Source organism: Flavobacterium xizangense (assembly GCF_054075145.1).
On the sequence record NZ_JBSIPG010000002.1, the window covers coordinates 291,737 to 315,704 of the forward strand.

Sequence of the window (23,968 nt, forward strand, 5' to 3'; positions counted from 1 at the left end):
ATACTTTCATTATCTTTAAAGATATGAAAAAGCAAAAATCACAATACGAAATCTTTAGAGAAAAAATCAAAATTATCCTTTATGGCACAGATACCATTTTAGGAAGAATGTTCGATTTAATTCTTTTAGGTTTGATTTTGTTGAGTGTTCTTTTAATAATGCTCGATACCGTGCAGGGAATTAGCTCCAAATATCACGACCAATTGCTAATTTGTGAATGGATAATTACGGTATTTTTCACTATTGAATATATTCTTAGAATTATCTCCATTCAAAAACCAGTAAAATACATTATCAGTTTCTACGGAATCATTGATTTACTTGCCGTACTACCAATGTATTTGTCCATATTTTTTCCTGGCGCAAGTATTTTATCAATCGTAAGAGCGCTTCGTTTTCTTCGATTATTCAAAATTTTGCACATTCCGCAAATCAATCATCAATCCTTACAATTAAAAGAAGCTATTGAGGCCAGCAAAGAGAAAATTCTGGTTTTTATCTACTTCGTTTTAATCAGCACTATAATTATTGGTTCTCTAATGTACTTGGTCGAGGGAAAAGAATCAGGATTTACAAGTATTCCAATGGGAATTTATTGGACAATTGTTACCTTAACCACTGTCGGTTATGGCGATATTTCTCCGCAAACTCCTTTAGGTCAATTTATTGCTGCATTTGTGATGATTTTAGGTTACGGAATAATTGCAGTTCCTACAGGAATTGTAACAGCTGAATTTGCAAAAAGCAGTCTAAAAAACAATGCAGTTAATAGCAAAAAAACATGCAAAAAATGTCAATCTCAAATCCATTTTGATAATGCAAAATATTGCTATCAATGCGGAACAGAATTGCCTAATAATTAATTTATGAAGCCAATCCAGCTGTACATTACAACTCCTCCTTATATTTGTTGTTTTTTTAAGGTATAAAAGGAGCTTCCGTTGGTCGCTCTTTTACACCAAAAAAAACTAACAAATATAAGTCCGGGGTTTCCATTTCCATCTGGGCTAAAAAATATGAAATACCTAATAACCATTGTCGGACCAACAGCTATAGGCAAAACAGCCTTAAGTATTGCTTTGGCACAACATTTTAAATGCGAAATAATTTCCTGCGACAGTCGTCAGTTTTTTAAAGAAATGACAATTGGGACTGCTGTTCCAAGTCAGGAAGAATTAAATGCAGCATCACATCATTTCATTCAAAATAAATCCATTTTTGAAAATTATACGGTTGGCGATTACGAAAAAGAAGCACTTTTAAAACTGGAAGAGTTATATCAAAATAACGATTTTGCCATTCTAATTGGCGGATCAGGTTTGTATGTTGATGCCGTTTTAAAAGGTTTTGATGAATTTCCAGAAATCGCTCCGGAAATTCGTACCGAAGTAAATTCGAACTATGAGAAATTCGGCATCATATATCTTCAGGAACAATTGCAGCTTCTTGATCCAGATTATTATCAAAAAATAACGATCGAAAATCCACAGACTTTACAAAATCCACAACGAATGATGCGTTTTGTAGAAGTTTGTATTGGCTCACAAAAACCCTATTCTTCATTCTTAAATCTAAAGAAAAACAACAGAAACTTCACTCCTATTTTAATTGGTTTAGATGCTGACAGAAACATTATCTACGATAGAATCAATCAGCGTGTAGATATTATGATGAATATGGGATTATTAGAAGAAGCCAAGTCCCTATACTCTAACAAAGAATTAAATGCACTTCAAACTGTTGGTTACAGAGAATTATTTAGTCATTTAGATGGAGAATTCACTTTGCCTTTCGCAATTGAAGAAATCAAAAAAAACACAAGAAGATTCTCCAAAAGACAATTAACCTGGTTCAAACGAAACGAAGATACCAGATGGTTCGATTACAACACTGACAGACAAATAATATTTGATTACATAAATTTAAAATTGAAAGCGTAATTTTCTTAAACAATTTTATATATATTTAGACTTACCTAAATCTGTTCTAAATGAGAAAAATTCTATTTCTATTTTTTATTCTTTTTACATGTTATTCTTTTGAAATCCAATACGATGGAGGAACAAGACTTGTAGTTCAGGGACAACTGGTTGATCGAAACAGTAATCCAATTCCGAATAAAAGAATTGAAATAAATAATTTTTCCGATGGAACTTATACTCCAAGTGATTTAATAAGTTACACCAAAACTGATTCGGAAGGAAAATTTCTCATGGCTTTTCCTGCACCAAAAGGCGAGGAAATTGCTATAATAACTGAGCTGAATGGTTATAATTTTGCAGATGATTATTCTACTATGGGATATCAATATAAAAGCATATCGACTTTGAAGAAAAATTTCATCAATTATAAATTAGATCTCAATCAAATAACTTTATATAAGAATGATGAAATTACACAGCTTGAAATACAGTTAAACAAAACATCAACTAATAAAATAGTCACAGCGCTTGATGTTCAAGGAGTTCTATCAAAAGATTTTATCGATTTAAATTATAAAAATGAAAATCATTATCTTGAAACAAATTTTTATGTTGTTAAAAATCAGAATGTACATTTAAGTTATACGATTGCAGATTACTCAGATCCTACAAAAATGGTTACAACTAATCACGAAACTAATATTCCAATCAATTCTGAAAAAGTAATCCATCTTTTAACTTATTAATTATGAAATTAAAAGTTCTATTCTTTTTATTCCTTCTTCAATTTTCATACAGTCAGGAAACTGAAAACAAAAATTTAGTTCAATTTAATCACGACATTCGCGTAAATCTTATAATCCCTTCTACTTTTGGCAATAATTTTCTAGCGAAAGCTAATGAAAGTCACTTGGGAATTGGAACAAATTTCAGCTTTTTAAGAATTCATAATTTTAAATTAGGAGCAGGTTACGATTTTATTCCGTATTCCACAACTGATATTTCCATGGCAGGAAATATTAAATCTTCCGAATTTCATACTCTTTACGGCGATGTTTCTTATGAAATCAAAATAACAGATAAACTCAACTTCGAACCTTATTTCGGTTATGGAGGTGCAAAACTCAAATTTAAATCTGACGGCAGAAGTTTTGGAAATCAAACTGGAAACAACATTCGAGTTGGATTAAATACAGATTATCAGCTTGCCAAAAGATTTTCGTTATATTTTGGTTTTTGCTATCTAAAATCAAACCTGGACATCAATACTTCTCCCGAGTTTGTATCATTCTATGATAATACAGAGCTATTTCAATTTAATTTTGGAATAAAAATTCATTAATTTTGTATTTCTTTAAATACAAAAATTAAAAGAATACCATCCCATGCCAATATCTCCAAATTTCACATCAGTTTTAAGTAAAGACTGGGAAATCAATTTCACGCAATGTACACCAACTGGTTATTTAAAATATACCGATTTGTGTAATCTTTTACAACTTACAGCTGCAGCACATTCAGAAGTTGGCGGAATCAGTTTTACTGATATGCAGGAATTTGATCAGGCTTGGGTTTTAAGCAGAATGCGCGTCGAAATTACAGCTTTACCAAAATGGCAAGATGTAGTTACAGTAAAAACATGGATTAATAGTCTTGAAAATTCCAGATCTGTGCGTGCGCTTGAAATGTATGTAAATGGAGAAAAAATTGTTGGAAGTGAAACGTATTGGGCCGTTTTTAATACAAAAGCACGTCGTCCGGAAGCTTTAGCTTTACCTTACGAACATTTTGAGCTTTTTCCTGAAAACAGAGCTACTACCGAAGGTTTCTCTAAAATAAATATTAATCCTGAAAAAGAATCGGTTTTTGAAAAAACGGTTTATTTATCAGATTTAGACATTGTCAATCATGCTAATAATGTGAAATATTTAGAATGGTGTCTGGATCATGTTAATGCAAAAAGAATTCTAAAACAAGAAGTTAAAAGTTTTGAAATGAATTTCCTAAAAGAGCTTTCTCTAAATGATGAGGTTGTTATTCACGAAAGTGATAATGACAATAAAACTGCAACTACATTTAGCATCACAAAAGGAGATAAAAATTGTTTTGCTTTAGAATTGCATTGGAAATAAACTGCAACTTCATTCAAGAAATTGTAATTAATAAAAAAAACGATGCAAATTGCATCGTTTTTTACTTTATCAAATCATTTCGATTTCTTTTTAGAATCTTTCTTAGATTTTTTTTTCTTTAGTACCTCTATTTTGCTTTTAATTCTTTTCTCAACGTCAGTTATATTACACTCAAAAGAGAATTGCAAAGTATGAAGTTTTGCATTTTTAATTTCTTTTAATCCCTTTTTAAACTCTTGCTGAGCTTCATAGATAATCGCTTTTTTTATATAAATATCAGATTTATTAATCCCTTTTATCGTCAAAGCAAAATCGATTAATTTTTGAGCTTCTTCATAATCTTCATTCAAAATTAAAGTCTGCAAATAATGCGGATATACTTCCAACGCATGAATATTAATGGCTAAAGCTTGCTGAAAATAAGATTTCGCTTCTTCGTAATTCAATAATTGTTCTGCCTGAATTCTTCCGTGCAAACACAAAACCATCGTGTTTTTATCATCATAAGAAAAAGCATAATCCAAAGATTCTATAGTTTCTTCAAGTGAATAAGGATAATTATCCAATGCTTGAAAAAGGTATTTTTCAATTGTTTTCATTTTATGTGTCTATATTTATTGTTTTTTTGGTCACATATAATTCGTATATCATCATCGTTTTTTGCGACCAAATTTTTAATTATGCTCATTTCGTAAATCGTTCTTTAATTTCTGACGAGTTCCTTTGTAACTTTTCTCCACTTTATTCTTTTTAAAATCACTTCCAGTAAAAACTCTCACAGGATTTCCTCGCTCAATATTAAGCTGATTTTCCCATTGTTTTACCACATGACTTTTAAGCTGTAACAATTTCTCGTCTTCTAGTTTTTTTATTAATCTTTCTGTTGCCAGTTTCTTGTTTTGGTGCTGAGACCGACTGTCCATTGCGACAACGGCAATTCCTGTTGGAATATGAGTTGCTCGAATAGCAGAACTTACTTTGTTTACATGCTGCCCTCCTGCTCCCGAGCTTCGCATTGCCTGATATTGAATATCGTTTTCAGAAAACAAGTTATTTTTCTGTTGTTCGATTTCAAAGATTCCAATAAACCAGTTTTTGCGCTTGTGCATTTTCCTAAATTGACTTTGGCCAATCCATTGAATAGTTCCAATCCAGGAATTTACAAACTGATCGGCATTTTTTCCTTTTACAGAAATCGATGCTGTTTCAACCGTTCCATTTTCCTGCCCTGCTTCACGCTGCAACAAAACAGTTTCTAAATTCTGACCTTGTGCTTCTTCCAAAACTTTTTTAAGCACTTGGGCAACGACCCATGTACATTCTGCAGGTCCGCGACCCGCTGTTATCTGAATTATTCTTTCCATTTTAAATGCCATTTTAGCGGTCCATTCTAACAATCTTCGGTGTAAAAGTCCCCAGAACTTCAACCAAATCAGTTTGATTTGCCATTACTTTGGTAATGTCTTTGTACGCCATCGGAGCTTCATCAATATTTCCTCCAATCAAGGTTACATCATTAGCTTTCAAAACCTTTTTGATTTCGCTTTGCGTAAAAGTACTTTTGCATTTAGCTCTTGAAAACAAACGTCCTGCTCCATGCGAAGCAGAATTTAGACTTTCTGCGTTTCCTTTACCTTTTACAATGTAACCTGGTGCTGTCATCGAACCCGGAATAATTCCTAATTGACCTTTTGCTGCTGGAGTTGCACCTTTTCTGTGAACAATACATTCCTGACCGTTTACCATTTCTTTCCAAGCGAAATTGTGATGATTTTCAATAGTTACCACTACTCTTTTTCCAATCGCTTTCGCAATTCGTCCGTGAATATCATCGTGGCAGGCTTTTGCATATTCTCCAGCCAAATTCATAGCTAGCCAATATTCCTGACCATCATGTGTATTCAAATCCAGCCAAGCCAAATGTTGCACATTTTTAGGCAACGGACATTGTTTTGTTGCTAAATACGTATAATGCTTTGCAATATTTGCACCCAAACCACGAGATCCACTATGCGAAAGAACAGCAAAATATTCGCCTTTCGCCAATTTCCATTCATTCTCTGGATTTTCTATTTTAGCGATTCCAAATTCTACAAAATGATTCCCTCCGCCGGAACTTCCTAATTGTTTATAAGCTTTTGGTAAAAGATTCTTTAGCAACGGAATATCCTGAAATTCACTTTTATAAAATACTTCATGATCTACTCTTGAAGCATGCGTTTCATACATTCCAAATTTTGTATTGTCTTTCAAAATTGCTTCTAATTGATGTTCTTTTCCTTTGAAATGAGAAGCCGGTAAATCAAAAATTGAAAGGCTCATTCGACATCCAATATCAACTCCAACTCCGTATGGAATCACGGCATTATTTGTCGCTAAAACCCCTCCAATTGGCAATCCGTAACCTGAATGCGCGTCTGGCATTAATGCTCCGGCAACTGAAATCGGTAACTTCAAAGAATCATACAATTGAAATTTTGCTTGCTGATCAATTTCATTTTCACCAAAAATTATAAAAGGTGCTCTGGTTGTTTTAAGCTGATGCATTCTTACCTGAACTGGTTTAATCAAACCTTCTGCAACTTTTCCCCATGTTCCGTTTCCTTCGTATTTTTCAGGATTCAACAAAACATCTTTTGCCTCTGTAAGAATGGATTCCTTTTTTTCTCTTTTTCTATATCTGTTTATTTGCCCTAAGGCTATGTTTATTGAATTGTTCTTTGGAAAACCTAATTTAATCAGGTCTTTTCCAGATAATTTATTTCCCATAAATTTTTAAATAATTTTTATTTTGGGCACATCAATGAATATCATGTTAAAGTTCAAAATGAAATAATGATGCGCGGTAACTTCTATCCTGTTAGGATAAATTCTTAAATCTTTTTTCGGGAAAATTTTGAAGTGTCTAGAATAAAAAAAGCCCGAAACTAAATGTCTTCGGGCTTTTTTATATATCTAAAAATGTATTTCTAAGATTGAAATAAGCCACGAAGAATTGCTGCACCAAATCTGTTTGGTGTGAAGCTTTGTGATGTCGATGTAAGTACAAACATTTTTCTTCGTTTTTAAAAGGTTATTATTTTTTTCGTAGGCAAAGATTCAGAATACTTTTGTGATTTTCCAAATTATTTTAAAGAAAATTCATCAAAATAATTTTTTTCTCATTTTTTAACTTACAAAAAATAAAAACCAAACAACTAAATATCAATGGATTAAAAAACAAATATTATTCGAAAAACAAAATTAAGTTTTTCTCTTTTAAGCACAAAAAAAGCCCTGATTTCTCAGAGCTTTATATATTTTTGGTGAATTTTCTATTCAGTAACTTTGCTTTTTACAACTAATCTGAATCCTTCTCCGTGAATGTTCAAGATTTCTACATCTTCATCAGATTTAAGGTATTTTCTCAATTTAGCGATGTAAACATCCATACTTCTTGAAGTAAAGTAGTTGTCATCTCTCCAAATTTTAGTTAAAGCTAATTCTCTTGGCATTAAATCATTTTCATGAAGAATTAACATTTTAAGCAATTCATTTTCTTTAGGAGACAATTTAATTGGCTCTTCATCCTGGAAAGTCAAGAATCTAAGTTTTGAATTTAAATGGAATTTTCCAATATTGAATTCAAATTGAACTTGTTCTGCTTTATTATCTGCAGATTTTCTCTGAATGATCGCTTTAATTTTCATTAATAAAACCTCTGAATCAAAAGGTTTGTTTAAATAATCGTCAGCGCCAGCTTTATATCCTTTCAAAACATCCTCTTTCATAGACTTTGCTGTCAAGAAAATAATTGGCACTTCGCTGTTTTTCTCTCTAATTTCTTTGGCTAAAGTATAACCATCTTTATAAGGCATCATTACGTCAAGAATACATAAATCATATACATCTTTCTTGAATTTTTCGAAACCTTCCATACCGTTTTTAGCTAAAGTAACTTCAAAGTCATTTAACATTAGATAATCTTTAAGAACTGCCCCAAAATTTAGGTCATCTTCTACTAAAAGTATTCTTTTGTTATTATTTTCCATATTTTAATTTATTAATGGTATTTTTATTATAAAGGTGCTACCTTTTCCTTTTTCGCTTTCTACATATACTTGACCATTGTGGTCTTCCACAATTCTTTTTACATAAGCAAGACCCAAACCGTGTCCTTTTACATTATGTAAGTCTCCTGTATGTTCTCTGTAAAACTTTTCAAAAACTCGTTTTTGAGCTACTTTACTCATACCAAGACCATTATCTTTTACTTTTATCAGAATCATGTCCTTCACATTTTCTGTAAAAATTTCAATTTCGGGAGTATCTGGCGAATATTTAATTGCGTTTTCTAAAATATTAACCAAAACATTCGTAAAATGAACTTCATTAACCAGACAAGTTGTTCTAGAAGCGTTTAAATGCTTAACCACCGTTCCATTTCTATCTTCTAAAATCAAATTTACATGTTCAATTGCATCATCAATAATATCATGAATTGCAGTTGGTTCTTTTGTAATATCTAATTCTCTTTTTTCTAGTTTAGAAATACGAAGAACGTTTTCAACCTGAGCATGCATTCTCTTATTTTCATCCCTGATCATTTGAAGATAACGATACACTTTTTCTTTGTCTTCAATAACCTTCGGGCTTTTTATTGCATCGAGTGCTAAATTTATAGTTGCAATCGGAGTTTTGAACTCATGCGTCATGTTATTTATAAAATCAGTTTTGATTTCAGAAATATGCTTTTGACGCAACAATTGGTTCAATGCACTTGTGTATGCAATTATTATAATAAGCGTAAAAACAATCGATAATATTGTAATGCTTAATAATTCTGACAGCAAAAATTTCTTTTTATTCGGAAAAGTCAGGAACAAGTCATACTTGCTATTTCCTTCATTATCTGTATATATCGGCACATGATAACTTAAATCTTTATCATAATGAAAACCATCAGATTTTACTTTTGTTGGCAGCCCACTATTAAGAACACCAAATTCAAATTTTGTTTTAACTCCATATTCTTCTAATTCTTTCTTTAAAAGTTTATAAAGTTTGTCTTTTGTTATTCTGCCTTCTATAGGAGTCAACGAAGCAATATCTTTGTATTGAATTTGTTGCTGTACTTTATTTAATATATCTAAACTCCCCGATTTTTCAATTTTTAAATCTGGAATGATCGTTTGTCCTAGAGAATTATTATCAATTCTATTATTGTTGTTATAAACTTCAGTTACACGTTTTGAGCTAAAATTTTTAAATCGCTCACTACTGAATTTTTTATCAAAAAGTGAGCCACTAATATCATAATCTTCAGAAGTAAGTGTATTTGAATATACAATCGTTTTATTTGTTTTTGTATTTCTCTGAACATATAAAACCTCTAGTAAATCCTCTTTTTTAGGAATTTTACCAGTGCTGTCTTTTATACGATTATATTTGTCATAAAAACTATACTCTTCTTGCTGCTCAAGTTTATCAGCAACATTACCAATTACTTGGGTAACGTGGTATTTAAATTGTTCGTCATTGTTTTTGAACGAAGAATTGAACCAAAATACCTGAACCAGAATTATCCCTATTAAGGACAAACTCATAAGCAAAACAAGTATTCTAAAAAATAATTTATTCATCGAAACAAAATTAATATTTTAACAATATACTAAATAATACATTAACCAAATATTAACATTTAAGACTGATTTTGTTTAATATTTAAAATTTTAAGAATTTTAACAACTTCTTCTCTAGCAATTTTAAGATTTACGTTATTAATAACAAAATTACTCTTGGAAATACGATCTTCATCTTTCCATTGCATTTGTATTCTGCTTAGAACTTGTTCCCGCGTGGTATTATCGCGTTTTAAGACTCTCTCAATTCTAATTTCTTCTGGGGCAGTGACCGTAATTATGCTATCACAATCCTTATATCGGCCACTTTCAAATAATATTGCAGCTTCATAAATTACATATTCCTTATCTCTGTGATTTAAAAGCCACAGTTCAAAATCTTTTTTTACTGCGGGATGTACAATGGCATTGAGTTGAGCTAACTTATCAGCATTATTAAATACAATATCAGCTAACTTGGCGCGATTTAAAATATCATTTTCAAAAAGGGCTTCGCCAAATGTTTCTTTTATTTCTTTTATGACCGCATCAGACTGCATTACTGCCCTTGCACCGTCATCGGCAATATAAACCGGAACCCCCATTTCTTTGAAATAGTTTGCAACAGTTGTCTTACCGCTTCCTATTCCACCTGTTAAGCCAATAACTTTTGTCATTTTATATTTTAAAAAACATACGTGGAAACGCTTCTTGTGGTTTTTTCTTTAAAAGAATAATTTTTATAAATGATTCTAAGAATCCCGTTCCATAGCCATAAAATTGTTTCCATACTGCTATTACAGAAAGATAACCAATTTTAATGCTTTTATTTTGAATACTTGCTGTAAGAAAAATAATAACGAAATATACAAAATATAATTGTAATAAAATATCAATATTGAAAATTAACAATAAAAAAGCTAATAATAATCCAAATAGAAAGAATGTAGGAAAGAAGAAAGTCAACTTATTATGCTCTGGATACCAACTATTTAGTATTGGGCGTGCGATTCCAAATTTATGAACTTGAACAGAAAATTTTTCCCAATCAATTCTACGCTTATGATAAACATAAGCTTCTGAAAACAAACGAGTTTCAAAACCTAAATTCCATAAACGAATTGATAAATCAGGATCTTCTCCTGGGTGAATGTTACCAAAACCTTTTGAAATTAAGAAGGCTTTTTTAGAAATTCCCATATTGAAACTTCTTGGCTGAAACTTATTAATTTTTTCAGAACCACCGCGAATACCGCCAGTTGTCAAGAATGATGTCATCGCAAAATTAATTGCCTTTTGAATACTTGAAAAACTGTCTAATGCTTTATCTGGACCACCAAAGCAATCTACATATTCTTTATCTAATGCTTTTCTGACCTCGGTTAAATAATTTGAAGGAATAATACAGTCTGAGTCAAAAATGATAAAATAATCACCTCGCGCTTTCTGCATTCCGAAATTTCTCGAATCACCGGGACCTGAATTCTCTTTAAAATAATAGGAGATGTTCAATTTTCCCTGATAATTCATCACAACATCCTTACACGGAATAGAAGAACCGTCTTCAACAAGAACAATTTCAAAAGGTTCATTATAATCAGATTTTGCAAGACTTTCTAAAAGTTCATCAACTTCATCTGGACGATTATACACGGGTATAATTAAAGAAAAAATCATAACGGGAATGCGGTATTAGAATGGCAATTTTTTAAATTTCAAAATTTTAACAAAGATAGGCTATATTCATAAAAAAACCATCAACTTTTGATTGATGGTTTTGATTTTATATTTTTCAATATCCTTATTTGATACTTTCAATATCAACTACTTCATTTGCTTCAGCCTTATAATCAACTCCAGCAAATTCAAATCCGAATAAGTTTAAGAAATCATTTCTGTATCCAGCTAAATCACCAATTTCTGGCAGCGTTTCAGTTGTAGCTTCCAACCAAAGTTTAGCCACTTTTTCCTGAACATCATCTCTCATTTCCCAGTCATCAATTCTGATTCTTCCTTTTTCATCAACAGGAACTTCAGAACCGTTATATAATCTGTCTTGGAATAAACGTTGAATCTGCTCGATACAACCTTCGTGAATTCCTTCTTCTTTCATAATTTTATATAAAAGAGAAATATACAATGGAATTACCGGAATTGCAGAACTAGCCTGGGTTACCAATGCTTTATTTACTGAAACATAAGCTTTTCCTCCAATAGATTGTAAGCTGTCAGTAATAGTAAATGCAGTAGCTTCTAAATGATCTTTTGCACGTCCAATTGTTCCCTTACGGTAAACCGCCTCAGTCAATGCAGGTCCGATGTATGAATATGCAACTGTAGTAGCGCCATCAGCTAATAAATTTTCTGCTTTTAAAGCATCAATCCACATTGCCCAGTCTTCACCTCCCATAACAGCAACTGTATTCTCAATATCTTCTTCATTTGCCGGAGCAATTGAAACCTCAGAAACTTTTCCTGTATGAAAGTCGACTGTTTTATTTGTAAATGTTTGTCCAATTGGCTTTAAAACTGAACGATGCGTAACTCCTGTATTAGGGTTTGTACGCACTGGAGAAGCTAAACTGTAAATTACAAGATCAACTTGTCCTAAATCAGCTTTAATTAAATCAAGCGTTTCTCTTTTAATTTCGTTTGAAAAAGCATCTCCGTTGATACTTTTTGCATATAAACCTGCTTTATGAGCTTCTTTTTCAAATGCTGCAGAATTGTACCAACCTGGAGAAGCCGTTTTTCCTTCAACTGGTGGTTTTTCAAAAAACACTCCAATCGTTGATGCATCAGATCCAAAAGCACTTGTGATTCTTGAAGCCAATCCGAAACCTGTTGAAGCTCCAATAACCAATACTTTTTTAGCACCAGCAATTGATCCTTTTGATTTTACATATTCTATTTGATTTTTAACATTTTGCTCGGCACCATCTGGATGTGCTGTCAAGCAAATAAAGCCTCTCATTCTAGGTTCTATAATCATATTTTCTTGTTTTTCGTTATAGCAATTGCCAATTTAAGGCAATTGATTAACTTATTTTAGCTTTGTTTAATTCGTTTTTAGATGACAAATATAAAGTATTTCTTTAGTTCAACAAGGCCTTCGCATGATTTAAAGCCGAATCAGAAACAACTGCACCCGATAACATTTGAGCAATTTCGATAACTCTTTCGTCCTGAGACAGAAGCTTTAATTCAGATTGAGTATCGTCATCTACTGTTGATTTGAAAACTTTAAAATGAGAATCTCCTTTTGCCGCAATTTGAGGTAAATGCGTTATTGCAAAAATCTGCATCGTTGTACTCATTTCTTTCATGATTTCCCCCATTCTAATAGCGATTTCACCAGAAACTCCTGTATCAATTTCATCAAAAATTAATGTTGGAAGCTTTGAATATTGTGCCAAAATTGCTTTTACAGCCAGCATAATACGAGACATTTCACCGCCTGAAGCAACTTTTTTAAGCAATCCGAAATCAGTTCCTTTATTTGCCGAAAACAAAAACTGCAGTTCGTCTTTACCATTTGAGAAATACGTTTCTGATGATAAAAGTTCTATATTAAAACGCACATTTGGCATTCCTAAAGTTTCTAAAATAGAAATCAATTTATTAGATAAAACTGGAATTGCATTTGCTCTATTTTGATTAATTGTTTTAGAAAAAGCATCTAATTCAATTACTTTCTGCTCAATTATTTTTGATAATGAAGCTATTTCTTCTTCAATATTACCTAATTCTAAAACTGTATTACTCAATTCAGCTTCGATTTGAATCAATTCATCAACTGAAGAGACCTGATGTTTCTTTTGAAGATTATAAATCAATTGCAGTTTTTGGCTAATCAATTCTAATTGTGCCGGATCGTTCAATAATTTCTCCGAACAATTCTGAAGTTCTTTCGAAACATCATCAAACTCAATTGCCAAACTTGAAATTCTTTCAAACAAACCCTGATATTCAACAGAAAATGGCGCTATTTTTTGAAGCGAAATTTTCACTTCATTTAAATTATGCAACAAACCGAATTGCTCTTCATTTGCAATTGCAAGGGATTTATCAATAGACTCCTTTATAATTTCAACATTATTCAACTTTTCAAAATCTGCTTCAAGTTCTTCTTGTTCACCTGATTTTAATTTAGCTGAAACTAATTCATTTAATAAATACGTATTATATTCTTGCTCTTTTCCTGAATCGCTTTGTTTTTTTAATAAAGCATTCAATTTCGATTTATCTGATTTGTATGTTTTAAGCAATTTTTGATAACCCAAAATAACATCACCATTATTTGCAATGGCATCAATTATTTTAAACTGAACACTTTCGTCAGATAATTCCTGAGTTTGTTGTTGTGAGTGGATATCAATTAAAAACAGACTTAAATCTTGCAATTCCTGAAGATTTACGGGACTATCATTTATAAAAGCGCGGGATTTTCCTGAAGGCAAAATTTCACGTCGAATGATTGTTTCATCTTCATAATCCAAATCATTTGCTTCGAAAAACTCCTTTAAGTTATATTTTGAAATTTCAAACTGAGCTTCAATTATACATTTTTCTTCTTTATTCTTTAAAGAAGTCAAATCGGCTCTTTTTCCTAAAACTAGTCCTAAAGCTCCTAAAATAATAGATTTCCCAGCTCCTGTTTCACCTGTAATTATTGAAAATCCTTTTGAAAAATCAATAGAGAGTTTTTCAATCAAAGCATAATTTTTAATCGACAGCGAAGTAATCATAAAATAAATTTGAGGATATAAAAGTTATTGTAGAAAGTAAAAGTAAGACTAAAAAACCAACTAAAACTTAATTTGCGACCATTTTGTACTATTCAATGGCGAAACTTTATTGAGAACATCGGTTAAATCTGTAACCGTAATACTTGGACCGCCTGAAAAAATCGAAGTAATCTCATCTGATTTTGCATCAAAGAAGACTCTTGTCAAAAAGGCATTTGGTTTAACACTATTGAATCTTCCAATCAACATTAAAGATGCTTTTATTTTTTCCTTTGCTCCTTTTAAATCATCACTCATTGTATCTAATCCAGAATGATACATAAAAGTAGCTTGGCGCAAATCACTATACATTGGTGAAATCATATCTGTTATTAAATAATAACGATTTTGAATTCCGTCAGCCTGGCTCCAACCTTTAAAACCGCCTTGCTGGGCAACATTTGCAATATTTTGCGCTGTTTGAAGATATTGGTTTCCGGCTCCCAATTGAAATGTATCAGCATCCATTCCTAAAATCAAGTAGCTGTAAAAAGAAACAACAGAAACTAGATTTGATTCAAAAGTAGTTGGATTAAAAAGCAAAGGTTCATATTCAGTATACCTAAAATTAAAATCTTTATCATTATAATTTAGTACCGGAGAAGAATATGTCGAATTAAAAATTAATCGAGAAGATTGAACCTGAATAGTTCCAGTAAACTGATCTGAACTGTTTGAAGACAATGTAATATACATCGAGCAGTTTATACGCTCATTTTGTTTTAAAACTGAGCCTGTCCAATCTGTTTTATTTACAAATTCTGACAATGAAGTCTGAAGCGTTTTAAAAACCTGCTGATTGGGATTTGGCAATCTTTCAGTATTAATCGTTACGATACAATTTAACTGTTGCGCCTGAGTAAAGCCAAAAATTAAAAACATTAAAAATGTAACTGCTTTATTCATAAAAAAAGATTTGTGTTGATGTAAAATTGATGTTGATACTTTATTTTTAAAAAGCTATTATTTCGTAAAATGCAAAATCACTTTGTTTAAAATATCAACAGCAACAGACTCTTTTGATTTTAATTCCATTGGCTCAATTTTAAAATCTTTATCAATAAAAGTAACTTTATTGGTTTCTTTTTTAAAACCTGCGCCTTCATCCTGTAAGGAATTAAGAACTATCAAATCTAAGTTTTTTTTCTGAATTTTCAGCTTGGCATTTTCAATTTCATTTTGAGTTTCTAAAGCAAATCCAATTAAAAACTGCTCTTTTTTTATTGCTCCTAATGAAGCTAAAATATCTTTTGTTTTCTCAAGTTCTATTGAAAATTCTTCCGCAGCTTTTTTAATTTTCTGCGAAGCCACTACTTTTGGTTTGTAATCTGCCACAGCTGCCGCCGCAATAGCAACATCTACATCATTATAATGCAAATGACATGCATCGTACATTTCCTGCGCTGAGACTACATTTATTACTTTAACAGAACTGCTTTTTGCTTTAAAATGAGTTGGACCAGCAACTAAAATTACTTGAGCACCTAATTTTGCAGCTTCATTTGCGATATCAAAACCCATCTTTCCAGATGAATGATTTCCTATAAAACGCACAGGATCTATCGCTTCGTATGTTGGACCAGCAGTAATTAGTATTTTTTTCCCTACTAACGGAAGTTTACTTTGCAAATCAGCTTCAAGAAAAGCTACAATATTCTCAGGCTCAGCCATTCGGCCTTCACCAGACAAACCACTTGCCAGCTCACCACTTTCAGCAGGAATCATAATATTGCCAAATTGTTTTAAAGCAGCAAAACTAGATAAAGTTGAAGGATGTTTATACATATCCAAATCCATTGCGGGTGCAAAATAGACAGGACATTTAGCCGATAAATAAGTGGCAATTAACAGATTATCACAATTTCCTGTTGCCATTTTTGACAACGTGTTTGCAGTTGCCGGAGCAATTAACATGAAATCAGCCCAAAGTGCTAAATCAACGTGATTGTTCCAGAAAGCATCTTGATCATCTTCATTAAAGAAACTGGAATGTACAGGATTTTTTGATAACGTAGATAACGTTAATGGAGTTACAAAATCCTTAGAAGCAGGTGTCATTATCACTTGGACATGTGCACCTGCTTTTATAAAAAGTCGTACTAATGAGGCTGTTTTATAGGCTGCAATTCCACCAGAAACTCCCAGTAAAATTTTTTTCCCGTTTAAAACTGACATTTATACTATATTATTTGTTTGAACCTCTGTGGTAAGTTTTACCGTCTAACCATTCTTGAACAGCTAAAGCGTGTGGTTTTGGTAATTTTTCGTAAAATTTAGAAACTTCAATTTGCTCTTTATTTTCAAAAACTTCTTCAAGACTATCATTGTAAGTCGCAAACTCTTCTAATTTCTCAGTTAATTCTTTTTTAATTTCAGAATTAATCTGATTTGCTCTTTTAGCCATAATGGTAATTGCTTCATACACATTTCCTGTTGGCTCTTCAATAACTGTTTTATTGTAAGTTATTGTGTTTACAGGAGCATTCGTCTTTTTTAAATCCATGACTTTATTTATTTAGTATATTTTTGTAAATCTGTTTCAACTCGGGCATACATTTCGTCTGCCTCTTTTTTATATTTAGTGTCGCTTTTAAACTTAATCAAGTTATTGTAAGCCACTTTTGCAACGTTTAAACGTTCTTCCATTTTTTGTGGAATACTGTTTATAGCCAATTTATAGGCTGAATCATATTTATAAAACAGTGCATCTTCTTTTAATGGCGTTCCAGGGAAATCAGCAATAAAATTGTCAAATGCAACCAGAGCTGATTTATAATCTGAAATTGTATTATATCCTTTAGCATTTTCATATGCTTTTTTCTCCAATTTTCCATTTAAAACTTTTACAGCTTCATTTGCCTGAGCTATATATTCAGAATTTGGATAGTTATCAATAAAAGCTTGTAATTTCTCTAAAGCTTTTACAGTATCTGCCTGGTCTAAACTGTAAACAGGAGATAATTTTGAATAACTATATGCACCTAAAAATGCAGCTTCCTGCACTTTTTCGCTACGAGGATAACCCGAGACGAAACTTTCAAATTGATAACCAGCTAAATAATACTGATGTGTCTTATAATAAGATTGTGAAAACATATAAAAAAGCTTTTCAGCCTGTGGCTTACCTCTATATGAAGGCGCTAATTGCTCAAAAAGACGAATTGCTTTTGAATATTTCCCTGCATCATACATTTTTGTTGCCATTTCAAATTTTGCTGCAACATCTTCATTTTTTAATACCTTTTGGTAATCACTACAAGAACAAAAAAGGGCAACAACAATTAATAATGATACTATTTTTTTCATTTTCTTACTTTTATTATGATTTCTCAGACAATTGCCAAAGCTAAATCACACCGAAGTTTCGGTGGCAAATTTAGTCATTAATTTAGCGACTGCAAAATAATTTTTTAGTATCTTAAAATACTAACACTTTAACAATTATTTAATGCTGTTTTTTACAAAATCATTTAATCTTGCTGCTAAAGAATCATCAACAGAAATCAAAGGCAAACGCACTGTATTGTCAGCAATTCCAAGGGCTTGAAAAACTTGCTTGATTCCGGCAGGATTTCCTTGCTCGAAAATCATATCGATACAATCTGATAAAAAATATTGTGTTTTAAATGCTTCATTTACTTTTCTGTTCAGTCCTAAGCGGATCATTTCAGAAAATTCTTTTGGATAACCTTGTCCAATTACTGAAATTACACCTGCCCCACCTGCTAAAACAATCGGCAAAGCAATCATATCATCTCCAGAAATTACCAAGAAATCTTTTGGTGCATTTTTAATCAATTGCAAAGCCTGAGCCATATCTCCGGCTGCTTCTTTTATTGCAACTACATTACTAAAATCATTAGCCAGACGAATTACTGTTGACGGAAGCATATTACTAGAAGTTCTTCCCGGAACATTATATAAAATTACTGGAATTGGAGAAGCCTCAGCAATTGCCTTGAAATGCTGATAAATTCCTTCCTGAGTTGGTTTATTATAATAAGGAGAAACAGAAAGAATAGCTTCAAACGCTGAAAAATCACCTGTTTTTAATTCTTCAACAATTTGCATTGTATTATTTCCTCCTACTCCAAGAACTAGAGGCAATCTTCCCTTATTTACGTCGATTACTGTATTGATAACCAACTCTTTTTCGGCTTGAGTCAAGGTAGCATTTTCTGCTGTTGTTCCCATAACTACAAGATATTCAACTCCTCCGTCAATCGAAAAATTAACGATACGCTGCAAAGCTTCGATATCAACTGAAAAGTCTTTTTTAAATGGAGTTACAAGTGCAACACCAGTTCCTATTAATGATTGCATATTTTAATTTATATTTTATTTTAAACTTTTTAAATACCTAAATAATTCGGAAACAAATATTTTATAATTCTCCATTTCCGTCTCTATCATCCATCGGTTTAATTTTCTATTCACCGCTGAAAATCCAATTTTGAATTTTGCTTTTGACTTGCTTGTGATCATCATCAAAATCGGCTTTTCGATTTCATAATAACTAATCAAAAGATCAAATTCTGTTTCGATAAATTCATTCAAAAAACTTTCTGTAATTTCTCCCTTCCAATTAATCTGTTTTTTACTAAAAGTTGGTCTAGAATACGTTTTTTTCTTCTTCAATTTATCTCTATACGCTACAATTTTTATGTTTTCAGAAGCAATTCCGTAAAGAGAAAGTTCATTGAACAACTCTTTTGAATGACGAAACTTACTTTCATCTATCAATAAACCAATTGTTTGTATGTCGCTTGTAAAAACTTCGTTTTTGACAATATTCAGATTATTTTTTAATGATTTTTTTACAAATAATTCCTTTATATAATTTAAAAACATAGTATTTTTACCAGATTACAAAATTAATTATTTAAGTCGCATTTAAGATGGTAAAACTAAAAAAGTATAACGGATTTTTAAAACTTTTTGTTATATTCTTAACACTATTTTTTATTTTTTCATGTAGCCCGAAAAACTACAGTTTAACTAAGATCGAAGGAAAACAGCTTCCTATAACAGAAAAAGGAGCTCAAACTCCTGAAATTGAAAACTTTATCAAGCCTTATCGCGATCATATTAATAAGGATTTAGACAGCGTTTTAGCTTATTGTCCTGAGACTTTGGATAAAAGCAACGGAAAATGGCAAACAGCAATTGGATCCCTAATGGCTGACGTTTGCGTACAAAGAGGAAATTTGGTTTTTAAGCCACGTGAAAATAAAACAATTGATCTTTGTTTATTAAACCATGGAGGAATTCGTGCTATTTTACCAAAAGGTAATGTGACTACCAGAACTGCTTTTGAAATTATGCCTTTCGAAAATAATCTTGTTGTTCTAGGCCTGAAAGGAGAACAAGTTCAAGAAATAGCTGCTTATATTATTAAGGAGAAAAAAGCACAGCCGTTGTCTGGAATGACGTTTACAATTACAAAAGACAAAACAGCTAAAAACATTATGGTTCAGGGAAAACCTCTTGACTTAAATAAAATTTATTATGTTGCTACTAACGATTACCTTGCTAATCGTGGTGATAATATGAACTTCTTTGGTAAAAGTGTTGAGAAATATGATTTAAACTACAAGCTTAGAAATGTTTTAATCGATTATTTCAAAGAGGTTGATACAATTCAGGTTCCAAAAGATACCAGAATTACAGAAGAATAAGCATTCAAGAAAAAATAAAATTATCTAGCGTTTACGCAAAAAATATATCCAATGAAAAGAAGAGAATTTATTGAAAAAACTGCTGCAAGTACGGCCTTATTAAGTTTAGGTTTGTCGTTAAGCAGTTTTGAAACTAATGATATAAAACACCTGACTATTTTGCATACTAATGACGTACATAGTCATATAGATCCTTTTCCTGCTGATGATCCTCGTAATGCAAATAAAGGAGGTGTCTCTCGACGTGCGGCTCTTATAGAGACCATTCGTCAGGAAAATCCAAATGTACTTTTATTGGATGCCGGAGATATTTTTCAAGGAACTCCTTATTTTAATTACTATGGAGGCGAATTGGAATTTAAATTGATGAGCATGATGAAATATGATGCTTCAACTATTGGAAATCATGATTTTGACAACGGTTTGGATGGTTTATATGCTCAAATGCCACATGCTAAATTTGAATTTATCAATTCTAATTATGACTTTAAAAATACGGTCATGAACGGACTTGTGAAGCCTTATAAAATTTTCAATAAAAATGGAATTAAAGTTGGTGTCTTTGGCTTAGGAATTGAACTTGACGGTTTGGTTGACAAACAGATGTACAAAGAAACGGTATATAATGATCCTGTAGAAATTGCTCAGGACATGACGCAATTATTGAAAAAAGAAGAAAAATGTGATTTGGTTATCTGCTTGTCGCATCTTGGCTATAATTACAAAGATGATGAAAAGAAAATTTGCGATTTAAAATTAGCTGAATTAACTCAGGATATTGATTTAATTATTGGAGGTCACACACATACTTTTCTTGACAAACCAACTATTGTAAAAAATAAAGCTGGCGAAAAAGTTTTAGTTAACCAGGTAGGTTGCTACGGAATAAACTTAGGCCGAATTGATTTTTATTTTGATAAAAACAAAAATCACACGAATCAAGGAAAATCAATTATTGTATAACATTTTTTTGTGCATTTTTGTTTTTTCAAGAAAGTATTCAACCATAAAGTAGTAGCCCAAAATTTGTGTAACATCACGAATCAAAACTAAAACTACTGAATAGGAAAAATATTCATTGAAAATATAAAAAATGTCTGAAAAAATATAACTGACAGCCATCAAAGACATTAAAAGAGCCAAATGCGTTCCTTTGGTAATATACGTTACAAACGAATAATAGCTCATAACGCTTAGTACTATTCCGTAAAAAGTATAAAGCCAATTAAACTTTTTCATGTTATCCAATTGAAGACTTAGTACGGAAACCAACAAATAGACAAGAAATATGACCACGATAGAAACCGGAAGAATATCTTTTCTTCTTAATTTTATTCTTTCGTGGTCTATTATAAAAAGCTTTAAAATCAATAAGTAAACAATCAAAAAGCTTATTACTCCTCCCAGTTCAGAAATCTCAACATCCATGAGATCAAAAACTTGCCCAATAAAACAAAAGAAAAAAATCAAGCCTTCTGTTTTTCCTATTTTAAAATCACTGCTGATAATGAAATAGAAAAAAATAGCTGGCAACACGACAGCTTTAGCATATATAGCTAAAATATCCTGTTTCGTGCAATCTAAAATAATTGTAAACAATAATGCTACAAAGAATAAAATCAAAGACGGTTTATTCGCTTTCATTTAATTTACTTATAAATTCTTCCTCTGACAATATAGGAATGTTTAATTTATTGGCTTTTTCTAATTTTGCCGGTCCCATATTATCACCTGCGACAACAAAATCTGTTTTCGCGGAAATTGAACTTCCTACTTTTCCACCATTATCTTCGATTGTTTTCTTTAGTTCATCTCTCGAAAACTTTTCAAATACGCCTGAAACGACAAATGTTTTTCCGATGAATTTTTCTGTAGCGTTGGGGTTGATTTTTTCGACTATTTCGAATTGAACACCATAATTTTTTAAGCGCTCAATTATTCGTTTATTTTCTTCATTTTCAAAAAATTCGATTACACTTTTGGCAATTCGTTCTCCTATTTCATCCACTAAAATCAAGTCCATTAAAGAAGCCTGGCTTAAAGCATCGATATTTTTATAATGTTTGGCCAATTTTTTAGCAACAGTTTCACCTACAAAACGTATTCCGAGTGCAAAAAGAACACTTTCAAAAGGAATTTCTTTCGATTTTTCAACACCGTTTACCAAATTCTCCGCTGATTTTTGCGCCATTCTTTCCAAGTGCAAAATATCTTCAACTTTTAATTCATACAAATCAGCATAATTATGCACTAAATCATTTTTGAAAAGCAGCGCCACTGTTTCACCTCCAAGACCTTCAATATCCATTGCTTTTCTTGAAATGTAATGCTGCACACGTCCAATAATTTGTGGAGGACATCCGTAGAAATTTGGACAATAATGATTGGCTTCGCCTTCATTTCTAACTAATTCCGTCTGACATTCAGGACAATGTGTAATATATTCTGTTTTTTCTGAATTTTCTGGTCGTTTATCTAAATCTACTGCAATAATTTTTGGAATGATCTCTCCTCCCTTTTCAACAAAAACAGTGTCATTTATTCTAATATCTAATTTTTCAATTTGGTCTGCATTATGCAAAGAAGCTCTTTTTACGATCGTTCCCGCTAATTGAACCGGCGCTAAATTGGCTACTGGAGTGATCGCTCCTGTGCGTCCAACTTGATACGAAATTGAATTTAATTTGGTTGATACCTGCTCTGCCTTAAATTTATATGCAATTGCCCATCGCGGTGATTTTGCTGTATAACCTAATTCTTCCTGATATTGAATGTTGTTTACTTTTATTACAACACCATCTGTTTCGTATGGCAAATTATGTCTGTGCGTATCCCAATAATCGATAAAATCAAAAACTTCATTCATATTATCGACCAATTTTGCTTCCTTCGGAACTTTAAATCCCCATTTCCTCGCCGATTCCAAACCTTCAAACTGAGAAGAAAACGGCAAATTATTTCCGGTAACAAAATATAAGAGGCATTCCAACGGACGCTTAGCAACCTCAGCACTATCTTGAAGTTTTAAACTTCCAGAAGCTGTATTTCTGGGGTTTGAATAAGGCGTTTCTCCTATTTCAATCAATTCCTGGTTCATTTTTTCGAAACCAGCGTATGGCAAAATTATTTCTCCTCTGATATCAAATTTTTCAGGATAATTTCCTTTCAATTGCAACGGAACTGATTTTATCGTTTTGATATTATTTGTCACCTCATCACCCTGAAAACCATCTCCGCGAGTTAATGCCTGAACTAGTTTTCCGTTTTCGTATGTAATACTTATTGATGCTCCATCATATTTCAATTCGCAGGTATATTCTAATTTCACGTTACCTAAAACTCTTTGAATTCGGTTTTCCCAATCCAGTAAGTCTTCTTTCGAATATGAATTATCTAAAGAATACATACGATATTGATGTGCAATTGTTTTAAAATTTTTAGTAATTGCGCCTCCAACTCGCTGCGTAGGTGAATGTTCGTCAAAAAATTCGGGGTGTTTGTTTTCTAAATCCTGAAGCTCTTTTAATTTTCTATCGAAATCATAGTCCGAAATAGTCGCATTATCGAGCACATAATAATTGTAATTGTGCTGGTTAAGTTCGTCTCTTAAAGTTTGAATAGTTTCTTGAATACTCATAGGATATTAAAATGATGCCAATTAATTTAGAAATACTGAAACATCAAAATTAGATAATTATTTTCGTTGAAAAACATCAAAAAATAAAAGTTTTAAAAAATCAAAAATCAAGTCACAAAAAAATGCGACTTGATTTTCTTCTTGTCCACTATTCTTAAAAAAGAATTAAACAAAACCAACTTCCAAATGGTTTCTTCGTTTTATATTTTACA

General features: G+C 31.8%; 24 protein-coding genes. 7 read left to right on the forward strand and 17 right to left on the reverse strand.

Annotation, left to right across the window (positions count from 1 at the left end):
* Nucleotides 1–23: 23 nt before the first annotated feature.
* From ACWA1B_RS06855 to ACWA1B_RS06875, 5 genes are all read left to right on the forward strand, one after another.
* On the forward strand, nucleotides 24–863 hold the full coding sequence (locus tag ACWA1B_RS06855) for an ion transporter (protein WP_456905356.1): 840 nt from the start codon (nucleotides 24–26) through the stop codon (nucleotides 861–863).
* A 153-nt stretch (nucleotides 864–1,016) separates the two neighbouring features.
* The gene (gene miaA, locus ACWA1B_RS06860; RefSeq protein ID WP_456905358.1) at nucleotides 1,017–1,940 is read left to right on the forward strand and encodes a tRNA (adenosine(37)-N6)-dimethylallyltransferase MiaA; all 924 of its coding nucleotides are present in this window, start codon (nucleotides 1,017–1,019) and stop codon (nucleotides 1,938–1,940) included.
* A 50-nt stretch (nucleotides 1,941–1,990) separates the two neighbouring features.
* Nucleotides 1,991–2,668, forward strand: a complete 678-nt coding sequence (locus ACWA1B_RS06865; protein WP_456905360.1) for a hypothetical protein — start codon at nucleotides 1,991–1,993, stop codon at nucleotides 2,666–2,668.
* A 2-nt stretch (nucleotides 2,669–2,670) separates the two neighbouring features.
* A complete protein-coding gene (locus ACWA1B_RS06870; protein ID WP_456905362.1) occupies nucleotides 2,671–3,264 on the forward strand; it encodes a hypothetical protein in 594 nt (197 codons plus the stop codon).
* A gap of 43 nt (nucleotides 3,265–3,307) precedes the next feature.
* Nucleotides 3,308–4,054, forward strand: a complete 747-nt coding sequence (locus tag ACWA1B_RS06875) for an acyl-[acyl-carrier-protein] thioesterase (RefSeq protein ID WP_456905364.1) — start codon at nucleotides 3,308–3,310, stop codon at nucleotides 4,052–4,054.
* Between the two features lie 74 nt (nucleotides 4,055–4,128).
* Here ACWA1B_RS06875 and ACWA1B_RS06880 read toward each other — a convergent pair whose 3' ends face one another.
* The 15 genes from ACWA1B_RS06880 to ACWA1B_RS06950 form a co-directional block, all read right to left on the reverse strand.
* Nucleotides 4,129–4,653, reverse strand: a complete 525-nt coding sequence (locus ACWA1B_RS06880) for a tetratricopeptide repeat protein (protein ID WP_456905366.1) — start codon at nucleotides 4,651–4,653, stop codon at nucleotides 4,129–4,131.
* Between the two features lie 75 nt (nucleotides 4,654–4,728).
* Nucleotides 4,729–5,418 (reverse strand): peptide chain release factor H, encoded by a 690-nt coding sequence (gene prfH / locus ACWA1B_RS06885; protein ID WP_456905368.1) that lies wholly within the window; start codon nucleotides 5,416–5,418, stop codon nucleotides 4,729–4,731.
* A gap of 13 nt (nucleotides 5,419–5,431) precedes the next feature.
* Nucleotides 5,432–6,823 carry an RtcB family protein gene (locus tag ACWA1B_RS06890; RefSeq protein ID WP_456905370.1) on the reverse strand — a complete coding sequence of 464 codons (1,392 nt, stop codon included), beginning with the start codon at nucleotides 6,821–6,823 and terminating at the stop codon, nucleotides 5,432–5,434.
* Between the two features lie 545 nt (nucleotides 6,824–7,368).
* Nucleotides 7,369–8,085, reverse strand: a complete 717-nt coding sequence (locus ACWA1B_RS06895; RefSeq protein ID WP_035644935.1) for a response regulator transcription factor — start codon at nucleotides 8,083–8,085, stop codon at nucleotides 7,369–7,371.
* A 3-nt stretch (nucleotides 8,086–8,088) separates the two neighbouring features.
* Nucleotides 8,089–9,675 carry a sensor histidine kinase gene (locus ACWA1B_RS06900; RefSeq protein WP_456905373.1) on the reverse strand — a complete coding sequence of 529 codons (1,587 nt, stop codon included), beginning with the start codon at nucleotides 9,673–9,675 and terminating at the stop codon, nucleotides 8,089–8,091.
* Nucleotides 9,676–9,734: 59 nt separating this feature from the next.
* Entirely contained in the window at nucleotides 9,735–10,331 is a 597-nt protein-coding gene (gene coaE, locus ACWA1B_RS06905; RefSeq protein WP_456905375.1) for a dephospho-CoA kinase, read from the reverse strand.
* A 1-nt stretch (nucleotide 10,332) separates the two neighbouring features.
* Nucleotides 10,333–11,331, reverse strand: a complete 999-nt coding sequence (locus tag ACWA1B_RS06910; RefSeq protein ID WP_426485600.1) for a glycosyltransferase family 2 protein — start codon at nucleotides 11,329–11,331, stop codon at nucleotides 10,333–10,335.
* Between the two features lie 124 nt (nucleotides 11,332–11,455).
* Complete coding sequence (gene fabV / locus ACWA1B_RS06915) at nucleotides 11,456–12,646, reverse strand: enoyl-ACP reductase FabV (RefSeq protein ID WP_456905377.1); 1,191 nt, start codon at nucleotides 12,644–12,646, stop codon at nucleotides 11,456–11,458.
* 103 nt (nucleotides 12,647–12,749) lie between these two features.
* The gene (gene recN / locus ACWA1B_RS06920) at nucleotides 12,750–14,402 is read right to left on the reverse strand and encodes a DNA repair protein RecN (protein WP_456905379.1); all 1,653 of its coding nucleotides are present in this window, start codon (nucleotides 14,400–14,402) and stop codon (nucleotides 12,750–12,752) included.
* Nucleotides 14,403–14,462: 60 nt separating this feature from the next.
* Nucleotides 14,463–15,347: a type IX secretion system protein PorD gene (gene porD / locus ACWA1B_RS06925; RefSeq protein WP_456905381.1), complete on the reverse strand. Its 885-nt coding sequence runs from the start codon at nucleotides 15,345–15,347 to the stop codon at nucleotides 14,463–14,465.
* 57 nt (nucleotides 15,348–15,404) lie between these two features.
* On the reverse strand, nucleotides 15,405–16,616 hold the full coding sequence (gene coaBC / locus ACWA1B_RS06930; RefSeq protein WP_456905383.1) for a bifunctional phosphopantothenoylcysteine decarboxylase/phosphopantothenate--cysteine ligase CoaBC: 1,212 nt from the start codon (nucleotides 16,614–16,616) through the stop codon (nucleotides 15,405–15,407).
* Nucleotides 16,617–16,626: 10 nt separating this feature from the next.
* Entirely contained in the window at nucleotides 16,627–16,944 is a 318-nt protein-coding gene (locus ACWA1B_RS06935; protein ID WP_007807938.1) for a DNA-directed RNA polymerase subunit omega, read from the reverse strand.
* An 8-nt stretch (nucleotides 16,945–16,952) separates the two neighbouring features.
* On the reverse strand, nucleotides 16,953–17,747 hold the full coding sequence (locus ACWA1B_RS06940) for an outer membrane protein assembly factor BamD (protein ID WP_456905385.1): 795 nt from the start codon (nucleotides 17,745–17,747) through the stop codon (nucleotides 16,953–16,955).
* Between the two features lie 135 nt (nucleotides 17,748–17,882).
* Complete coding sequence (gene dapA / locus ACWA1B_RS06945; RefSeq protein ID WP_456905387.1) at nucleotides 17,883–18,764, reverse strand: 4-hydroxy-tetrahydrodipicolinate synthase; 882 nt, start codon at nucleotides 18,762–18,764, stop codon at nucleotides 17,883–17,885.
* A 15-nt stretch (nucleotides 18,765–18,779) separates the two neighbouring features.
* Entirely contained in the window at nucleotides 18,780–19,292 is a 513-nt protein-coding gene (locus tag ACWA1B_RS06950; RefSeq protein ID WP_456905389.1) for a DUF6913 domain-containing protein, read from the reverse strand.
* A gap of 47 nt (nucleotides 19,293–19,339) precedes the next feature.
* On the opposite strand from ACWA1B_RS06950, the gene ACWA1B_RS06955 reads away from it, so the two are divergent.
* Both ACWA1B_RS06955 and ACWA1B_RS06960 read left to right on the forward strand, forming a co-directional pair.
* Entirely contained in the window at nucleotides 19,340–20,119 is a 780-nt protein-coding gene (locus ACWA1B_RS06955; protein ID WP_456905391.1) for a 5'-nucleotidase C-terminal domain-containing protein, read from the forward strand.
* A 51-nt stretch (nucleotides 20,120–20,170) separates the two neighbouring features.
* Nucleotides 20,171–21,082: a bifunctional metallophosphatase/5'-nucleotidase gene (locus ACWA1B_RS06960; RefSeq protein ID WP_035644967.1), complete on the forward strand. Its 912-nt coding sequence runs from the start codon at nucleotides 20,171–20,173 to the stop codon at nucleotides 21,080–21,082.
* Here the strand turns inward: ACWA1B_RS06960 and ACWA1B_RS06965 are convergent.
* Nucleotides 21,068–21,763, reverse strand: a complete 696-nt coding sequence (locus ACWA1B_RS06965; protein WP_035644970.1) for a lysoplasmalogenase family protein — start codon at nucleotides 21,761–21,763, stop codon at nucleotides 21,068–21,070. The genes ACWA1B_RS06960 and ACWA1B_RS06965 overlap by 15 nt on opposite strands.
* Nucleotides 21,750–23,756, reverse strand: coding sequence for an NAD-dependent DNA ligase LigA (ligA, locus tag ACWA1B_RS06970; RefSeq protein WP_456905394.1), 2,007 nt, complete (start codon nucleotides 23,754–23,756; stop codon nucleotides 21,750–21,752). The genes ACWA1B_RS06965 and ligA overlap by 14 nt, the downstream gene beginning before the upstream one ends.
* Nucleotides 23,757–23,968 lie beyond the last annotated feature (212 nt).

Bases quoted from the DNA above. Each gene is read 5' to 3' on its own strand.
- coaE (WP_456905375.1), bottom strand. From the start codon at position 10,331: ATGACAAAAGTTATTGGCTTAACAGGTGGAATAGGAAGCGGTAAGACA.
- recN (WP_456905379.1), bottom strand. From the start codon at position 14,402: ATGATTACTTCGCTGTCGATTAAAAATTATGCTTTGATTGAAAAACTC.
- ACWA1B_RS06880 (WP_456905366.1), bottom strand. From the start codon at position 4,653: ATGAAAACAATTGAAAAATACCTTTTTCAAGCATTGGATAATTATCCT.
- dapA (WP_456905387.1), bottom strand. From the start codon at position 18,764: ATGCAATCATTAATAGGAACTGGTGTTGCACTTGTAACTCCATTTAAA.
- prfH (WP_456905368.1), bottom strand. From the start codon at position 5,418: ATGGAAAGAATAATTCAGATAACAGCGGGTCGCGGACCTGCAGAATGT.
- porD (WP_456905381.1), bottom strand. From the start codon at position 15,347: ATGAATAAAGCAGTTACATTTTTAATGTTTTTAATTTTTGGCTTTACT.
- ACWA1B_RS06960 (WP_035644967.1), top strand. From the start codon at position 20,171: ATGAAAAGAAGAGAATTTATTGAAAAAACTGCTGCAAGTACGGCCTTA.
- coaBC (WP_456905383.1), bottom strand. From the start codon at position 16,616: ATGTCAGTTTTAAACGGGAAAAAAATTTTACTGGGAGTTTCTGGTGGA.
- ACWA1B_RS06870 (WP_456905362.1), top strand. From the start codon at position 2,671: ATGAAATTAAAAGTTCTATTCTTTTTATTCCTTCTTCAATTTTCATAC.
- ACWA1B_RS06855 (WP_456905356.1), top strand. From the start codon at position 24: ATGAAAAAGCAAAAATCACAATACGAAATCTTTAGAGAAAAAATCAAA.
- ACWA1B_RS06890 (WP_456905370.1), bottom strand. From the start codon at position 6,823: ATGGGAAATAAATTATCTGGAAAAGACCTGATTAAATTAGGTTTTCCA.
- ligA (WP_456905394.1), bottom strand. From the start codon at position 23,756: ATGAGTATTCAAGAAACTATTCAAACTTTAAGAGACGAACTTAACCAG.
- ACWA1B_RS06935 (WP_007807938.1), bottom strand. From the start codon at position 16,944: ATGGATTTAAAAAAGACGAATGCTCCTGTAAACACAATAACTTACAAT.
- ACWA1B_RS06900 (WP_456905373.1), bottom strand. From the start codon at position 9,675: ATGAATAAATTATTTTTTAGAATACTTGTTTTGCTTATGAGTTTGTCC.
- ACWA1B_RS06965 (WP_035644970.1), bottom strand. From the start codon at position 21,763: ATGAAAGCGAATAAACCGTCTTTGATTTTATTCTTTGTAGCATTATTG.
- miaA (WP_456905358.1), top strand. From the start codon at position 1,017: ATGAAATACCTAATAACCATTGTCGGACCAACAGCTATAGGCAAAACA.
- fabV (WP_456905377.1), bottom strand. From the start codon at position 12,646: ATGATTATAGAACCTAGAATGAGAGGCTTTATTTGCTTGACAGCACAT.
- ACWA1B_RS06895 (WP_035644935.1), bottom strand. From the start codon at position 8,085: ATGGAAAATAATAACAAAAGAATACTTTTAGTAGAAGATGACCTAAAT.
- ACWA1B_RS06940 (WP_456905385.1), bottom strand. From the start codon at position 17,747: ATGAAAAAAATAGTATCATTATTAATTGTTGTTGCCCTTTTTTGTTCT.
- ACWA1B_RS06865 (WP_456905360.1), top strand. From the start codon at position 1,991: ATGAGAAAAATTCTATTTCTATTTTTTATTCTTTTTACATGTTATTCT.
- ACWA1B_RS06875 (WP_456905364.1), top strand. From the start codon at position 3,308: ATGCCAATATCTCCAAATTTCACATCAGTTTTAAGTAAAGACTGGGAA.
- ACWA1B_RS06910 (WP_426485600.1), bottom strand. From the start codon at position 11,331: ATGATTTTTTCTTTAATTATACCCGTGTATAATCGTCCAGATGAAGTT.
- ACWA1B_RS06955 (WP_456905391.1), top strand. From the start codon at position 19,340: ATGGTAAAACTAAAAAAGTATAACGGATTTTTAAAACTTTTTGTTATA.
- ACWA1B_RS06950 (WP_456905389.1), bottom strand. From the start codon at position 19,292: ATGTTTTTAAATTATATAAAGGAATTATTTGTAAAAAAATCATTAAAA.